The 14963-nt window shown below is 62.2% G+C and carries 13 protein-coding genes; 4 read left to right on the top strand and 9 right to left on the bottom strand.

Features of this window, described 5'->3' with window-relative positions; translation table 11 throughout:
• Nucleotides 1-2: 2 nt before the first annotated feature.
• From prmC to rpmE, 3 genes are all read right to left on the bottom strand, one after another.
• Nucleotides 3-923 (bottom strand): peptide chain release factor N(5)-glutamine methyltransferase, encoded by a 921-nt coding sequence (gene prmC / locus B9A12_RS12830; protein WP_084058566.1) that lies wholly within the window; start codon nucleotides 921-923, stop codon nucleotides 3-5.
• Between the two features lie 97 nt (nucleotides 924-1020).
• Entirely contained in the window at nucleotides 1021-2088 is a 1068-nt protein-coding gene (gene prfA / locus B9A12_RS12825; RefSeq protein ID WP_084058470.1) for a peptide chain release factor 1, read from the bottom strand.
• Between the two features lie 162 nt (nucleotides 2089-2250).
• Nucleotides 2251-2478, bottom strand: coding sequence for a 50S ribosomal protein L31 (gene rpmE, locus B9A12_RS12820; protein WP_084058468.1), 228 nt, complete (start codon nucleotides 2476-2478; stop codon nucleotides 2251-2253).
• Between the two features lie 66 nt (nucleotides 2479-2544).
• On the opposite strand from rpmE, the gene B9A12_RS12815 reads away from it, so the two are divergent.
• Entirely contained in the window at nucleotides 2545-3372 is an 828-nt protein-coding gene (locus tag B9A12_RS12815) for an ATP-grasp domain-containing protein (protein WP_084058466.1), read from the top strand.
• Between the two features lie 196 nt (nucleotides 3373-3568).
• Here the strand turns inward: B9A12_RS12815 and rho are convergent, their stop codons facing one another.
• From rho to trxA, 4 genes are all read right to left on the bottom strand, one after another.
• Nucleotides 3569-4819: a transcription termination factor Rho gene (gene rho, locus B9A12_RS12810; protein ID WP_084058565.1), complete on the bottom strand. Its 1251-nt coding sequence runs from the start codon at nucleotides 4817-4819 to the stop codon at nucleotides 3569-3571.
• Nucleotides 4820-5288: 469 nt separating this feature from the next.
• A complete protein-coding gene (locus B9A12_RS12805; RefSeq protein ID WP_170920587.1) occupies nucleotides 5289-6053 on the bottom strand; it encodes an outer membrane protein assembly factor BamD in 765 nt (254 codons plus the stop codon).
• A gap of 29 nt (nucleotides 6054-6082) precedes the next feature.
• Nucleotides 6083-7024, bottom strand: coding sequence for a thioredoxin-disulfide reductase (gene trxB / locus B9A12_RS12800; RefSeq protein WP_139796624.1), 942 nt, complete (start codon nucleotides 7022-7024; stop codon nucleotides 6083-6085).
• 79 nt (nucleotides 7025-7103) lie between these two features.
• On the bottom strand, nucleotides 7104-7436 hold the full coding sequence (trxA, locus tag B9A12_RS12795; RefSeq protein WP_084058462.1) for a thioredoxin: 333 nt from the start codon (nucleotides 7434-7436) through the stop codon (nucleotides 7104-7106).
• A gap of 379 nt (nucleotides 7437-7815) precedes the next feature.
• Here trxA and radA point away from each other — a divergent pair, with 379 nt between their 5' ends.
• Nucleotides 7816-9189 (top strand): DNA repair protein RadA, encoded by a 1374-nt coding sequence (gene radA, locus B9A12_RS12790; RefSeq protein ID WP_084058460.1) that lies wholly within the window; start codon nucleotides 7816-7818, stop codon nucleotides 9187-9189.
• Between the two features lie 36 nt (nucleotides 9190-9225).
• On the opposite strand, the gene mtnA is transcribed toward radA, so the two are convergent.
• Nucleotides 9226-10278 (bottom strand): S-methyl-5-thioribose-1-phosphate isomerase, encoded by a 1053-nt coding sequence (gene mtnA, locus B9A12_RS12785; RefSeq protein WP_084058458.1) that lies wholly within the window; start codon nucleotides 10276-10278, stop codon nucleotides 9226-9228.
• A gap of 47 nt (nucleotides 10279-10325) precedes the next feature.
• The gene (gatB, locus tag B9A12_RS12780) at nucleotides 10326-11756 is read right to left on the bottom strand and encodes an Asp-tRNA(Asn)/Glu-tRNA(Gln) amidotransferase subunit GatB (protein WP_084058456.1); all 1431 of its coding nucleotides are present in this window, start codon (nucleotides 11754-11756) and stop codon (nucleotides 10326-10328) included.
• A 257-nt stretch (nucleotides 11757-12013) separates the two neighbouring features.
• On the opposite strand from gatB, the gene sucC reads away from it, so the two are divergent.
• Both sucC and sucD read left to right on the top strand, forming a co-directional pair.
• Nucleotides 12014-13177 carry an ADP-forming succinate--CoA ligase subunit beta gene (gene sucC / locus B9A12_RS12775; RefSeq protein ID WP_084058454.1) on the top strand — a complete coding sequence of 388 codons (1164 nt, stop codon included), beginning with the start codon at nucleotides 12014-12016 and terminating at the stop codon, nucleotides 13175-13177.
• A gap of 12 nt (nucleotides 13178-13189) precedes the next feature.
• A complete protein-coding gene (sucD, locus tag B9A12_RS12770) occupies nucleotides 13190-14062 on the top strand; it encodes a succinate--CoA ligase subunit alpha (protein WP_084058452.1) in 873 nt (290 codons plus the stop codon).
• Nucleotides 14063-14963 lie beyond the last annotated feature (901 nt).

Below are 14963 nucleotides of genomic sequence, written 5' to 3'. Positions count from 1 at the left end.
TGTCAACCTTCCGTGGAATCGGGATGGGGGAGGGGGGATGAGAAACGAGCGCCCCGATGGCGCCGGGTGACGCAAAGAATCCGCGGGATGTGGGCGTAATCGCGCACCACCTCCACCTTGGCCGCTTCCGGAAGCTGCCGGGCCTCCCGGGCCAGGACTTCCTCCTGGCCCTGTCCGAACTCCATCAGGAGCATACCTCCGGGAAGGAGGAGCGGGAAAGCGTTTCGGAGGAGCTTTCGCGGCACGTGCGTCCCTTGGGGCCCGCCGCCCCGAAGGGCCGTCTCCGGCTCCTGGTGGGTTACTTCCGGAGCCAGGCCGTCCCATTGGGCATCGCCCACGTAGGGGGGGTTGGCGCAGATGAGGTGGAAGGGCGGGGGGCTCGGCCGAAAGGCGGCCGTCAGGTCCGATGCCACGAAGGCGATACGATCCGCCACGCCGTGGCGTCGGGCGTTTCGCCGGGCAGTCTTCAGGGCGCTTAAGGAGATGTCGCACGCGGTGACGGCCCAACCCGGCCGTTCCGTGGCCAACGCGATGGCGATGGCCCCGGATCCCGTGCCCACGTCCAAAACGCGCAGGGACTCCTCTTCAAACGCCTCCAGGGCCAGCTCCACCAGACGCTCCGTTTCCGGGCGGGGAATGAGCACCGCCGGGTTCACCTCCAGCTCCAGCGACCAGAATTCCTGTCGTCCGGTGATGTACTGGGTGGGCTCATGGGACGTCCGCCGTTTGATGAGTTCCCGGTAGCGGGCCAGTTCGTCGGGATGCAGCGGCTGGTCAAAGCGCAGGTACAGATCCACGCGGCGAAGACCCAGCGCGTGGGCGAGCAGGACTTCCGCGTCGGCCCGGGGCTGTTCCAGGCCCTTGCCCCGAAAGTATTGGGTGGTCCATTGCAGGACCTTCAGGATGGTCCAGGTTTCTTCCATGGATGCAGGCTGAAGAAGGGCCGGCTGTTTCAACTGAGCGGGAAGGAAAGGCCATCCGTTGCCACGGGCAAGTCCAGGCAACGCCCCGAGGATGCCATTACGTTCCTTCCTGCAACGCTTCGGCTTGGGCGGTGGCCACGAGCGGGTCGATCACCTGGTCCAAGGCGCCTTGCAGAATCTCTTCCAGTTTGTAGAGGGTCAGGTTGATGCGGTGGTCGGTCACCCGGTTCTGGGGGAAATTGTAGGTGCGGATTCGCTCGCTGCGGTCTCCGGATCCCACCTGGCTCCTGCGGTTCTGGGCGATCTTGGCTTCCTGCTCGGAACGTATCTTGTCCAGCAGGCGGGCGCGCAGCACCTTCATGGCCTTGGCCTTGTTCTTGTGCTGGGACTTTTCGTCCTGGCACGTGACCACGAGTCCCGTGGGCAGATGGGTGATGCGAACCGCCGAGTCTGTGGTGTTCACGCTTTGTCCGCCCGGTCCGGAGGAACGGAACACGTCGACGCGCAGGTCGTTGGGGTCGATGTCCACGTCCACTTCTTCCGCTTCGGGCAACACGGCCACGGTGACGGCGGACGTGTGGATCCGTCCCTGGCTTTCGGTTTCCGGAACACGCTGGACCCGGTGCACGCCGCTTTCGAATTTGAGACGGCTGTAGGCGCCCTTGCCGTTGATGGCCGCGATCACTTCCTTGAAGCCGCCGATGCCCGTGGGATGGCTGTCCAGCAGTTCTATCTTCCACCCTTGGCTTTCGGCATAGCGCGAATACATGCGGAAAAGATCCGCGGCGAAGAGGGCGGCTTCGTCCCCTCCGGTGCCGGCCCGAATCTCCAGGATCACGTTCTTTTCATCGTTGGGATCCTTGGGGACGAGCATCTTTTTGAGATCCAGTTCGAGGGATTCCATCTCCTCTCGGAGCTGGGCCATATCCTCCCGGATGAACTCCCGCATTTCGGGATCGTCTTCGAGCCGCAGCAGTTCCTGGTTCTCCCGGAGCCGCTCTTCCAGCTTGCGGTACCGCCTCCAGGTGTCCACAACGGGGGACAGCTCGGCGTGTTCCTTGGCAATCTTGCGGTACTCGTCGGGATTGCCCAGGATGTCCTGCCGGCTCAGTAGGGCTTCCAGCTCTTGATGCCGCTCTTCCAACGCGGCCAATCGGTCGAACATGGCGTCCAGGATCCTTGATCAGTGATCCGTTGCCCCGCGGTACGTCGTCCGTGCTTCCGGATCGGGAAACCGCGGCCCGCCTCACACCTCAAGTGGTCAATCGGAATCGAGGCGCAAAAAACCCGGACTTCTGCATGGACGGGCAGGCAGTCCGGGCGGCGGCTAGTTGTTTTGTTCTTCTTGCTTTTTCTGAAATTTCTCGTACTTTTTCAGGAACCGTTCGATCCGGCCCTCGGTATCCACCAGCTTTTGCTTGCCGGTGAAAAACGGGTGGCACTTGGAACAGATTTCCACGCGGATGTCTGTTTTGGTGGATCCGGTTTCCAGTTCGCTGCCGCAGGCACAACGAATCACGGTCTGATGGTATTCGGGGTGAATGTCCTTTTTCATGATTGCCTCCGTATGGGTTCTCGCTTCAAGAGCTCCCAATTATAACGCGGAAGGATTGTCTTTCAAGTGAATTTTCGTCGAGATCCCTATTTTGTGTCCCTGAGTCCCTACGTATCGCTGGACCACAACCTGTCGCTTTTCGCACCGCTGGAGGACCCGGAGGTCCGTGCTCTCCTGCGGGGGGCCCGGGGGGTGGTGCTGCCCGGCTACGTCTCCCCCTGGCGCTATGTGGCCGTGACCCGGCTGGCCCGCCGGTGGTTTCCGCGCCTGGAGGCCGCGCGCTCCCTGCACGGCAAAGCGCGGCAGATCCTGGCCTTTCGGCGGCTGGGGGTGCGGCATCCGGCCACCTGGGTCTTTCGAAACCGCCAACACGCCTGGAGCGTTTTGCGCACCTGGGGCAGCCCTTGGGGCTTTCCCGCGGTCCTCAAAGGGGACTCGGGCGGCGGGGGCAGCGCTGTCTTTCCCGTCCACGATCCGGCCGGGGTATGGGAAAAGCTGGAACGGCTTCCGGCCCAGGAACCCGTGCTGTTCCAGCAATGGATCAACCACGGGGGGCGGGATCTGAGGGTCGTGGTCTACGGGTCCACGGCCGTGAGCTACTTCCGGGTGGGAGGTGGCGGCTTCTACAACAACGTCTCCAAAGGGGCGGCCATCGACTACGAGATCGCCCCGGAAGACCAGGAACGCGGCATCCGGGCCTGCCTGGATCTGAGCCGCCGGCTGGGAATCGACCTGGCGGCCTACGACCTCATGTTTCCCGACGCCGGGCCGCCCGTCTTTGTGGAGATCAACTTCAACTTCGGCCGCAAGGGCTTGGGGGGCGCTCCGGGACACCGAAAGTACCTTCAAAGGGCGGTGGAAAGGTGGTGCCGGGACCTGACCCGCGATCCGTAAACCATAAACCGAGACCGCAGGGGCTTTGGGCGCCGAAAACCAATGGGGGGCGAAAGGTTTTTCGCCCCCCATCCTTTGCGTCATGGGTGGAACCCGCCTGTTGCCTGCGCCATGGGCCACCGTGGCGCCGCCCGGCCAATGGAGCAGGGAAAAGTTCCCTTTGATTGCCTCTGTGCCTCTTGGGCGAATTTCCCCATCACCGGTTCATGGACGCCAGAAAGTCCGCGTTGTCCTGGGTCCCCTGCATCTTGTCCAGCAGGAATTCCATGGCATCCACCGGATTCAGCGGAGACAAGAGCTTTCTCAGGATCCAGATCCGGTTCAGATCGTCCGGAGGCAGCAGCAGCTCTTCCTTGCGGGTGCCCGACCGGTTGATATCGATGGCCGGGAAGATGCGTCGATCCGCCAGCTTGCGATCCAGGTGGATCTCCATGTTGCCGGTGCCCTTGAATTCCTCGAAGATGACCTCATCCATGCGGCTTCCCGTTTCGATGAGGGCCGTGGCCATGATGGTGAGGCTTCCGCCCTGCTCGATGTTGCGCGCGGCACCGAAGAAGCGCTTGGGGCGATGCAGGGCGTTGGAGTCCAGACCACCCGAGAGGATCTTGCCGCTGGGGGGTACCACCGTGTTGTAGGCCCGGGCGAGCCGCGTGATGCTGTCCAGCAGGATCACCACGTCCCGACGGTGTTCCACCAGGCGCTTGGCCTTTTCGATCACCATCTCGGCCACCTGCACATGGCGCTGGGCCGGCTCGTCGAAGGTGGAACTCACCACCTCGGCGGCCCGCACATTGCGCTCCATGTCGGTCACTTCTTCCGGGCGTTCGTCGATGAGCAGCACGATCAGGTAGGCGTCCCGGTGGTTTTTGGCCACGGCGTTGGCGATGTTCTGGAGCAGCATGGTCTTGCCGGTGCGCGGCGGAGCCACGATCAGGCCGCGTTGGCCGAAGCCGATGGGGGTGAGCAGGTTCATGACCCGGGTCGAATAGTTGTCGGCGTCGGTTTCCAGGTTGATCCGCCGGTCCGGGTAGATGGGCGTCAGGTTGTCGAAGAGGATCTTGTCCCGGACCGCCTCGGGGGGTTGGTAATTGATGGCTTCCACCTTGAGCAGGGCGAAGTAGCGTTCGTTATCCTTGGGCGGGCGAATCTGGCCGGAAACCGTATCCCCCGTTCTCAGGGTGAAGCGCCGGATCTGGGAGGGGCTCACGTAGATGTCGTCCGGGCCCGGCAGGTAGTTGTAGTCCTGGGTACGCAGGAACCCGAAACCGTCCGGCAGGATTTCCAGGACCCCTTCGCCGTAGATGAGGCCGCTTCTTTCCGCCTGGGTCTGCAGGATGGCGAAGATGAGCTCCTGTTTGCGCATGGAGCTGGCCCCCTCGATCTGGAGGGTGCGGGCCATGGTCAAAAGCTCCTTGATGTTGCGCTTCTTGAGCTCCACCAGGTTCATTTCCTGCCGGGGCAGGGTTTCCCTTCGTTGCGATGCGTTGAGCGGTTCGTTGTTCGAGTGGTTATCTGCCATAACTCCTTTCCTTTTCCTGGACGGGCCGCGATCCCAAAAGGGTGCGGTGGGAAACCAGGTCAACCATGATGCCGATTGGCTCGTTCCTTGATATGCCTTGGTTCGAAAGAGAATCTTTGTCAGGCGTGGTTCATGGGGCTCTGCTCACCCGCCACTCATGGCTCATGGGTCATTGCGGCTTTCGTGCTTTCCTGTCACACTCCGGTGTGATGGCCGTTTACTGAAAGGAAGATCCATCGCATGCCTGCCGCCGTGGGTCGATTGTGATCTTTCGCCTTGATGCTTCGGGGATTGGAGACAGGAAAAACATCCTGGGGAAGGGTCCAGTCTCGTGCGTTGGCGTGCCCCTGTCTCATAAGAAATTCAGGGAGGGAATGTCAAGCGATTTCGATTCGTTTTAGAAGCCGAGCTTGGTCCAGAGGCTTTTGCCGTCGTCGCCCCGATTGAGACAGGCGCGGCAATCGGCCAGGATCTCCTGAATCTCCTTGTGGTAGCCCAGGTCCTTGACCGCCTGGGGGTATTCCATGAGCAGGCGGGTGAGCCGCAGCCGTGCCGCCTTATACTTTTCCATGCGGTAGTAGATCCGGCCCACCTGGAATTCGTGTTCCGCCAGGCGCTTTCGGCACGCGTGGATCTGCTTTTGGGCCTTGGTGGCGTATGGGGACGTGGGAAAGGCCTGGGTGAGGCGCTTAAAGGCCTCCATGGCCAACCGGGTCTCTTCCATGTCCCGATCCGTGGACTTGAAGCTCAGAAAGTGGCACATGCCCAGCTGGTACAGAACGTAGGGCACCACTTCGTTGCGCGGATGCAGCCGGATGAACTCTTCATAGGCCAGGGCGGCGTCGGCGTACTTTTTCTTGAAAAAGTAGGCGTCGCCCACCTTCAATTCGGCCAGGATGGCGTACTTGCTGTACGGGTAGCGCTCCTTGAGCTTTTGAAAAGCATCCAGGGCCTCGTCGTAGTCCTTTTCCCGCATGGCCTGGACCCCGTCCCAGGCCAGCTGCTCCGGTGTGCGCTCGATGGTATCCCCGGATTGGAACAGGTCGTCGAAGTAGTAGCTCAAAAGATTGGTGCCGCAGCCCGAAAGCAGGCTGCAGGCCATCACCAGCAACGCAGCACCGATCAGGCGCCGATGCGTCTTGCCAATGAACAAACCGCTCATGGGCAGGCTCCTGGAAACCGCCGTGATCTTCATCCGGCGTGGGACAGGGATTCCACGTGGCGGCCGGCGTTGAAGGCCGCCGTCGCCCCATCGCCCACGGCCGTAACGATCTGTCGCAGGCTTTTGGAACGCACGTCGCCGGCGGCGAAGATCCCGGGCACGGCCGTGACCATGGCGTCATCGGTGACGAGGAAGCCTTGGGGATCCCGTTCCACCTGTTGGGGTACGAAATCCGCGTTGGGAAGGAGGCCCACGAAGACGAAGACTCCCGGCACCGGCAGCGATGAAGTCTCGCGGGTGACCACGTCCAAAAGGGCCAGTTCCGAGACCCCCTGGTCTCCCCCCCTGATTTCCTCGACCACCGTGTTCCAGTGAATGGTGATCTTGTCGTTTTGAAAGGCCTCTTCCTGGAGGATCTTGACGGCGCGCAGTTCGTCCCGGCGATGGATCAGGTGAACCCGCGAAGCGAATTTGGTCAGATAGATGGCTTCTTCCACCGCCGTGTCCCCTCCGCCCACCACGGCCACTTCCGCGTTCCGGTAGAAGGGACCGTCGCAGATCGCACAGTAAGAGACACCGCGGCCGGTGAATTCCGCTTCCCCCTTGACGCCCAGCTTCCGCGGCGTGCAGCCCGAGGCCACGAGGACCGCCTTGGCGCGCATGTCTCCTTCGCTGGTGTGGATCACATGGATGGGCCCGTCCGTTTCCAGGCCGGTCACATCGGCGTTTTTGTGCTGCATGCCGAACTTTTCCGCCTGGGCCTTGAAAAGTTCCACCAGTTCGAAGCTGCTGACGCCCTCGGGAAAGCCGGGGTAGTTGTCCACCTTCTCGTAGGAGAGCAACTGGCCCCCGACGCCCACCTTTTCCAAGACCAGCGTGTTGTAGCGGGCTCGGTTGGCATAGAGGCCGGCGGCCAGTCCCGCCGGCCCGGCACCGATGATGACGATATCATACAGATCACTAGAGGTCATATGGCAAGGTCTTTCGCGCAAAAACGGCCTCACGGGCGCCGTGGGCGTCTTGGTGAGGCCGATTTGCCTGGGCGAGGATTCAGGAAACCACCTTTTCCACGGCTGCGGCGATCTGGCTCTTGGCCACGGCGCCCGTGATCTGCTCCGTCACGTTGCCGCCCTTGAAGAGAATGAGCGTCGGGATGGCTCGGATGCCGAACCGCGCCGGCGTGTTGGGATTTTCATCCACGTTGCACTTGGCCACCTTCAGCTTGCCGGCGTAGTCGTTGGAAAGCTCTTCAACCACCGGGGCGATGGCCCGGCAGGGGCCGCACCAGGGGGCCCAGAAGTCCACGAGCACGGGCAGGTCCGACTTGAGCACTTCCTGCTCGAAATTGCTGTCATTGATCTCAATCACATTCTTCCCAGCCATTGGTCAAAGCCTCCATGGAAACAGTGCGACGGACATGGGCGCATCCGCTGAATTCCCCCATGCCTTTTCAACCCATGATGGGCGGACTATAAACCAGACCGATTTTCCTTGTCAATCGCGCTCGGCATCGGCCACCAAAGGACCGGACGATTGATCTCACCTTCCAAGAACCTAAACGCTCCCTGCCCCGTTGTCCACCCGAAAATCGGCCGGCTTCTCCATTTTGTTTCGAAACCAGGGAGCCATTGACTATAGTGGTGGCGGACGGGATGGGATGGCGCCGGCCGCACCCGCGGCACATCGCTTGTTGCGGGGTCCGGACGGCCCATCACGAACCACGGCTTGCCGTGCGGCTTGATGGTCAGAAGCTTTCAGGAGGATGCTGCCAGTGGCCCGGGACAAGGCTCTCTTTCGGTGTCAGGAATGCGGCTACCAAAGCCCCAAGTGGCTGGGACGATGCCCCGGCTGTCAGGCGTGGAACACCTTGGTGGAGGAGGTCCCCGCCGTGTCCATGGGCAAGAGGTGTGCGGGTGCCGAAGGCCAGGCGGCCGGCGCCGTGCCCCTGGGGGCGGTGGCCACCAGCGGTGATCGACGGCTTCGAAGCGGGCTGCAGGAGTGGGACCGGGTGCTGGGCGGAGGCCTGGTTCCCGGTTCCCTGGTGCTGCTGGCGGGAGACCCCGGCATCGGAAAATCCACGTTGCTCCTGCAGGCCCTGAGTTGTCTGGGCCAAACCGGGCCGGTTCTCTACGTGTCCGGGGAAGAGAGCCTGAGCCAGATACGGCTGCGGGCGGAACGGCTGGATCTGAGCTTGTCGGAAAACCTCCTGGTCTGTGCCGAAACATCCGTGGATGCGGTGGTGCCCCTGTTGGAATCCAAACCGTTTCTGGCGGTGGCGGTGGATTCCATCCAGACCATGCGTCTGGATCTGCTGGAAAGCGCCCCGGGATCGGTTGCTCAGGTGCGCGAGTCGGCGGCCTGGCTCCAACGGGTCGCCAAGGAAAAGGAGATCGGCGTCTTTCTGGTGGGGCACGTGACCAAAGAAGGCGTGGTGGCCGGTCCCCGCGTCCTGGAACACCTGGTGGATGCGGTGCTCTACCTGGAAGGGGATCGCACCCACGCTTTCCGGCTCCTGCGGGCCGTGAAGAACCGTTTCGGATCCACCAACGAAATCGGCGTCTTTGAAATGAAAGAAAAGGGCCTGGCGCAGGTGCCCAACCCGTCGCGCTTCCTGCTCGCCGAACGGCCCGCCGGAGTGCCCGGATCGGTGGTGGCCTGTGCCATGGAAGGAACCCGGCCGCTGCTCGTGGAAGTGCAGGCCCTGGTGTCTCCCACCGGGTGGGCCCAGCCTCGGCGTGCCAGCATGGGTGTGGATGCCAACCGCCTGTCCCTGTTGCTGGCCGTGCTGGAAAAGAAGGTGGGCCTGAGCTTCGCCCAGCAGGACGTGTTCGTCAATGTGGCCGGGGGGGTTCGCCTGAGCGAAACGGCCGGGGATTTGGCCCTCGTCCTGGCGCTGGTCAGCAGCACCCTGGACGTGGCCCTTCCCGAAGACCTGGTGGCCTGGGGCGAGGTGGGGCTGGCGGGGGAGGTGCGGGGCGTGGGGCACGCCGCCCGCAGGTTGTCCGAGGCCATGTCCCTGGGGTTCGGAACCGTGGTGTGCCCACGCACCAACCTGGATCAGATCCATGGAACGCAAGGGACGAGCTGCCTGGGCGTCCGGTCCCTGCAGGAAGTCCTGGATGCTTTCTTTTCGTAGACGCCGAGGGGGCCAGGGTCAGGCCGGGGCCGACCCCTAAGCCTGTTCCAACGCCTGGCGGATGTTTTTCCTGTAGGGCCTTTTCAAGATGCCCACTTCCGTGATGATGCCCGTGATCAACTTGTTGGGGGTCACGTCGAAGGCCGGGTTGTGGGCCGCCATCTCCTTGGGGGCCACGCGGCGGCCGTTGAAGTGGGTGACCTCCTTGGGATCCCGCTCTTCAATGGGGATGGCGGACCCGTTGGCGATCGTGGGGTCGATGGTGGACCGTGGGGCGGCCACATAGAAGGGGATACCGTTGGCCCGGGCCAATGCGGCCAGCGTGTAGGTGCCGATCTTGTTGGCCGTGTCTCCGTTGGCGGCGATACGGTCCGCCCCCACCACCACCACGTCGATTTTTCCCTGCTGCATGAGGCTTCCCGCCGCATTGTCGGTGATGAGTGTGCTGGGGATGCCTTCGTGGAGGAGCTCATAGGCCGTGAGGCGGCTTCCCTGCAGGAAGGGTCGGGTTTCGCAGCAGGTCACGTGCACGGTGGGGTCCGCTTCGAAGGCGGCACGGATCACTCCCAGGGCGGTCCCGTAATCCCCGGTGGCCAGGGCGCCCGCATTGCAATAGGTGAGAATCCGAGCCCCCTTGGGGATCACCTGCCGGCCCCAGCGGCCGATGGCCCGGTTGATTGCAATGTCTTCTTCCAAGATCTGCTGGGACTTTTCCCGGATGAGCCGCTGCAGGGTCGGCACATCCGCGTCCGGATTTTCCACCGCCACGGAATAGACGGCCTCCACGGCCCAGCCCAGGTTGTTGCCCGTGGGGCGTGCGGCCCGCACGCGGTCGCAAAGGCCCACAAACTTGCGGCGAAAGGTCTTGGGATCGGCCGCAGTGATGGATTGGGCTCCCAACGCCAAGGCCATGGCACCCGCGATCCCCACGGCGGGCGCTCCCCGGATGGCCATCTTCTTGATCGCTTGGATCACCTGTCGGGGGGTGGTGCAGCGGAGCACCTTGTCCTTGTGAGGCAGAACCCTCTGATCCACGATCATGACGGCGTCGCCGTCCCAATAGATGGGTTGTAAAGACCTTCGTGCCATACGATTTCCCCTCCAACGCCGAGGCGCCGTGCGCCGCTCGGCCCAGCTCAGCCTTTCAGTGCCTTCAGGAGCATCTCGTTGACGAGCCTTGGATTGGCCTTGCCGCGTGTTTTCTTCATGACCTGGCCCACGAAGAAGCCCAGAAGCTTCTCCTTGCCTTGCCGAAAGCTTTCCACTTCCTTGGGGTTTTCGGCCAAGACCTCCCGCACCACCGCGTCGATGGCGCCTTCGTCCGACACCTGCTCCAGCCCCTTGGCCTCCACGATGGCCTTGGCCGACGCTCCCGTTTCGTACATCTCCTTGAAGACCGCCTTGGCGATCTTGCCGCTGATCACGTTCCGGTCCATGAGCTGGAGGAGTTCGGCCAGGTGGGAAGGCGACACGGGGCAATCCTCGATCTCCCGTTCATCCCGTTTCAGCTCCCGCATGAGCTCGCTCATGATCCAGTTGCTCACCGTCTTGGGCTGGGGAAAGTCGGCGACCACCGCCTCGAAGTAGTCGGCCAGGTCCCTGGAAGCCGTCAGGACCCGGGCGTCGTAGGCGGGCAGGTCGTATTGGCGGATGAACCGCTCCCGCTTGGCGTCCGGCAGCTCCGGAAGGCCGGATCGCACCGCGTCCACCCAGGCCTGGTCGATTTCCACGGGGACCAGGTCCGGATCGGGAAAGTACCGGTAATCATGGGCTTCCTCTTTGCCGCGCATGCTCACCGTCACGCCCCGGCCCGGGTCCCAGAGCCGGGTCTCCTGCACCACCGCTTCTCCCTTTTCCAGAAGCGCCCGCTGCCGACGCACCTCGAACTCCAACGCCCTTTGAACGTTGCGGAAGGAATTCATGTTCTTCAGTTCCGTCTTGGTGCCGAAGCCGCTGGAGCCCGCCGGGCGCAGGCTGATGTTGGCGTCACAGCGGAAACTTCCTTCCTCCATGTTTCCGTCGCAGATCTGCAGGTAGCGCAGGATGTCTCGGAGGGTTCTCAAGTAGGCCGCGGCTTCCTCGGGGCTGCGCATGTCGGGTTCACTCACGATCTCGATCAGGGGCACGCCCGTGCGATTGAAGTCCACGTAGCTCACCGGCTGGGCCTCGTCGTGGATCAGTTTCCCCGCGTCTTCTTCCATGTGGATCCGGGTGATTCCGATGCGCCGCTGGCCCGCTTCCGTTTCAATCTCCACCCAGCCGTCCACCCCCAGCGGCAGCTCGTACTGGGAAATCTGGTAGCCCTTGGGAAGGTCGGGATAGAAGTAGTTCTTGCGGGCGAAGCGGCACCGGGGAAGGATCCGGCAGTGGGTGGCCAGGGCCATCTTCATGGCATATTCCACCACGGTGCGATTCAAGACGGGAAGCACGCCCGGCATTCCCAGACAAACCGGGCAGGTGTGCGTGTTGGGCGGAGCGCCGAATTGGGTGGAGCAGCTGCAGAAGATCTTCGTCTTGGTGAGGAGCTGCGCGTGGACTTCCAGGCCGATGACGGTTTCGAACTGCATGGGGTTTGCCTCGTTTGCAATCCAGTTTGTTGTGGAGCCGACGTGAACGCCAACGGTCCCTTTTAGCACCGAATGCCCTCAGCGTGCAATGGGAGGGGGCCGGGGGAAGGGCAAAGGTGCTTTGACTTTAGGAATGTTTTCTTTTAGAAAAGATGCCCAGATAGGGGCACCGGGATGTGCGGTGGTTCCAAACGGGTTCGAGTCTCATTGTCAAGCGGCAGCACGTTTCCACTGTTTTCCAAAAAGAGAGGGTGACCATGAAGATCCACGAGTACCAGGCGAAGGAGCTGTTCCAGAAGTACGGGGTGCCGATTCCGCGCGGGAAGGTGGCCTTGACCGTGGAGGAAGCCAAGGCCGCGGCCGAGGAACTGGGGACGCTGCCTGTGGTGATCAAGGCCCAGATCCATGCCGGAGGCCGGGGGAAGGGCGGCGGTGTGAAGCTGGCTCAAACGGCCGACGAAGTGACTTCCGTGGCCGACAGCATTCTGGGCATGACACTGGTGACCCACCAGACGGGCCCGGAAGGGCGGCTGGTGCGAAAGGTTCTGGTGGAGGAAGGCCTGGAGATCGAAAAGGAGCTTTACCTGAGCCTTCTGCCCGACCGGGCCACGGCCACCATCGTGCTCATGGCCAGTGAAGCCGGGGGGATGGATATCGAGGAGGTGGCGGCCGCCACGCCGGAAAAGATCGTGAAGGTCCATGTGAACCCGCTCCTGGGCTTGCAGCCCTTCATGACGCGCAAGCTGGCCTACGGGCTCCGTCTGGAGGCCGATCTGGTCAAGCAATTCATCCCCATGGTCAACGCCCTGTACCGACTGTGCATGGACTACGACGCGTCCCTGGTGGAAATCAATCCCCTGGTCATCACCAAAGACCGACGCATCCTGGCCCTGGATGCCAAGATCAACTTCGACGACAACGCCCTCTTTCGGCACAAAGACATCCTGGGCTACCGGGACCTGGACGAAGAAGACCCGTTGGAGGTGGAGGCGTCCAAGTACAACCTGAACTACATCAAGATGGACGGCAACATCGGCAACATGGTCAACGGAGCCGGGCTGGCCATGGCCACCATGGACATCATCAAGCTGGCGGGGGCCGAGCCGGCCAACTTCCTGGACGTGGGAGGCGGTGCCAGCGCCGAGATGGTGGAAAACGGGTTTCGGATCATCCTGAGCGATCCCAATGTGAAAGGGGTGCTCATCAATATCTTCGGCGGTATTCTGCGCTGTGACGTGCTGGCCCAGGGCGTGGTGGAGGCCACCAAGAAAGTGAACGTGAAGGTGCCCGTGGTCATCCGCATGGAAGGGACCAACGTGGAGCAGGGACGGGAAATTCTCTACAAGTCGGGCCTGAATCTCATCGTGGCAAAAGATCTTTCGGATGCGGCGGAAAAGGTAGCGGCCATCGCCAAGGCCTAGGAGGGGGGCACCATGAGTATCTGGGTGGATGCATCGACGCGAGTCCTAGTTCAGGGAATCACCGGCCGGGAAGGCCAGTTCCATACCAAACAGTGTGTGGCCTACGGTACCCAGGTGGTGGCGGGTGTCACCCCGGGCAAGGGCGGCCAAGACGTGGACGGGATTCCCGTCTTCAACACGGTGGAAAAGGCCGTGAAGGAAACCGGCGCCAACTGCTCCATGATCTTCGTGCCGCCGCCCTTTGCGGCGGACGCCATTCTGGAGGCGGTGGACGCCGGGGTGGCCCTCGTGGTGGCCATCACGGAAGGGATCCCGGTCCGCGACATGCTCACGGTCAAGAATTATCTCCAGGGCTCGGGCACGCGCCTCATCGGCCCCAACTGCCCGGGCATCATCACGCCGGACCAGTGCAAGGTGGGCATCATGCCCGGCCCCATCCACAAGCCCGGTCCGGTGGGGGTGGTCTCGCGTTCCGGAACCTTGACCTACGAAGTGGTCCATCAGCTCACCCTGCAGGGGATCGGCCAGAGCACCTGCGTGGGGATCGGCGGGGACCCGGTCAATGGAACCAACTTCATCGACTGCCTGCAGGCCTTTCAGGAAGACCCCGAGACCCAGGCCATCGTCATGGTGGGGGAAATCGGGGGATCGGCCGAAGAAGAGGCCGCCCGATTCGTTTCCCAGCAGGTGACCAAGCCCGTGGTGGGCTTTGTGGCGGGCCTCACCGCCCCGCCGGGGCGCCGCATGGGCCATGCCGGCGCCATCATCAGCGGATCCAGCGGAACGGCCCAGGGAAAGATCCAGGCCATGAAGGAAGCCGGGATCACCGTGGTGGAAAATCTGGGCAAACTGGGCGAGATCTGTAAGGAGACGTTCGGGTTTTAGACGATCGGGGGCAAGCAACAAAGACCGGGGGGCGAAGGATCCTTCGCTCCCCCAAGGCCCATTCCTGCAAAGAAACGCAACGGGCGGCTCCTTTCCCGGAGCCTGTCCGAAATGATAAATGCCTTCACCCCACAAGGCCGTCCTGCACGCAAAGAAACCAATCGATCCCACAAGGGCCTTTCAGCCTTTCGGGGGGCTTTCCCACCCGTTGAAATCTCACCGGCCCCATGGTGCTTTTGGAATTCTCAGACAGTAGGAGGCTGTCTGACAATGGCCTTTCAGTCTTTTCGGGAGATTTCTAACTGGTTGAAATGCCACTGTGCCCTGTGGCTTTTTTGAGCTTTGTGGGGGCGGGTTCCGAACCCGCCCCTATCTGCTGCAGGCCGGTCCCACGGGCCGGTCTGGCCGACCCAAACCTTTCGCCCGCACTAGGATGGAGCAACCTGGGGGTTCTCAGGCCGTTTCCTAGCCCTAAATTGAGCGATTCCAGTGCACGCACGGTCTAATGAACTGGGCATCATTCCCAGAGAGCCTATTTTGCCGTTCCGGAGATCGTTTTTCGCTTCTGGGCAGTCTGTTTTTAGCTTGATATGGTCATAATGATGCGTTCGACAACAGATTTCGACGAGTTTGGACACACCTGTCCGTCGGGAGGGTATTTCTAGGGCCTTGCGGGTTGCTTGCTACCAGCAATATATGGGGGGTTTACACCCTCGTTTCCGTTGGCAGGGCGCAAGGATTCTCTCGGTCGAAGGGCCAGCGTACAGGGTTGTTGAGGATATATTGACTAGTAGGGGCACGGCGCTGCCGTGCCCCTACTGTTCAGGGATTCCTCATCACGGATAATGTGCTCGTAATAGTTGCGTTGCCACACAACACCCCCCGATGTGCCCTGCAGGCC

The sequence above is a fragment of the Desulfacinum hydrothermale DSM 13146 genome (genome assembly GCF_900176285.1).
In the GTDB taxonomy this organism is placed as follows: Bacteria; Desulfobacterota; Syntrophobacteria; order Syntrophobacterales; family DSM-9756; genus Desulfacinum; species Desulfacinum hydrothermale.
The sequence above is the reverse complement of the archived record's forward strand: the minus strand, read 5'-3'. Positions and strand labels throughout refer to the sequence as shown.

What these genes read in the sequence shown, in the direction of transcription:
- prmC (WP_084058566.1), bottom strand. Translation starts at nt 923, where the DNA reads ATGGAAGAAACCTGGACCATCCTGAAGGTCCTGCAATGGACCACCCAA.
- prfA (WP_084058470.1), bottom strand. Translation starts at nt 2,088, where the DNA reads ATGTTCGACCGATTGGCCGCGTTGGAAGAGCGGCATCAAGAGCTGGAA.
- rpmE (WP_084058468.1), bottom strand. Translation starts at nt 2,478, where the DNA reads ATGAAAAAGGACATTCACCCCGAATACCATCAGACCGTGATTCGTTGT.
- rho (WP_084058565.1), bottom strand. Translation starts at nt 4,819, where the DNA reads ATGAACCTGGTGGAGCTCAAGAAGCGCAACATCAAGGAGCTTTTGACC.
- B9A12_RS12805 (WP_170920587.1), bottom strand. Translation starts at nt 6,053, where the DNA reads ATGAGCGGTTTGTTCATTGGCAAGACGCATCGGCGCCTGATCGGTGCT.
- trxB (WP_139796624.1), bottom strand. Translation starts at nt 7,024, where the DNA reads ATGACCTCTAGTGATCTGTATGATATCGTCATCATCGGTGCCGGGCCG.
- trxA (WP_084058462.1), bottom strand. Translation starts at nt 7,436, where the DNA reads ATGGCTGGGAAGAATGTGATTGAGATCAATGACAGCAATTTCGAGCAG.
- radA (WP_084058460.1), top strand. Translation starts at nt 7,816, where the DNA reads ATGCTGCCAGTGGCCCGGGACAAGGCTCTCTTTCGGTGTCAGGAATGC.
- mtnA (WP_084058458.1), bottom strand. Translation starts at nt 10,278, where the DNA reads ATGGCACGAAGGTCTTTACAACCCATCTATTGGGACGGCGACGCCGTC.
- gatB (WP_084058456.1), bottom strand. Translation starts at nt 11,756, where the DNA reads ATGCAGTTCGAAACCGTCATCGGCCTGGAAGTCCACGCGCAGCTCCTC.
- sucC (WP_084058454.1), top strand. Translation starts at nt 12,014, where the DNA reads ATGAAGATCCACGAGTACCAGGCGAAGGAGCTGTTCCAGAAGTACGGG.
- sucD (WP_084058452.1), top strand. Translation starts at nt 13,190, where the DNA reads ATGAGTATCTGGGTGGATGCATCGACGCGAGTCCTAGTTCAGGGAATC.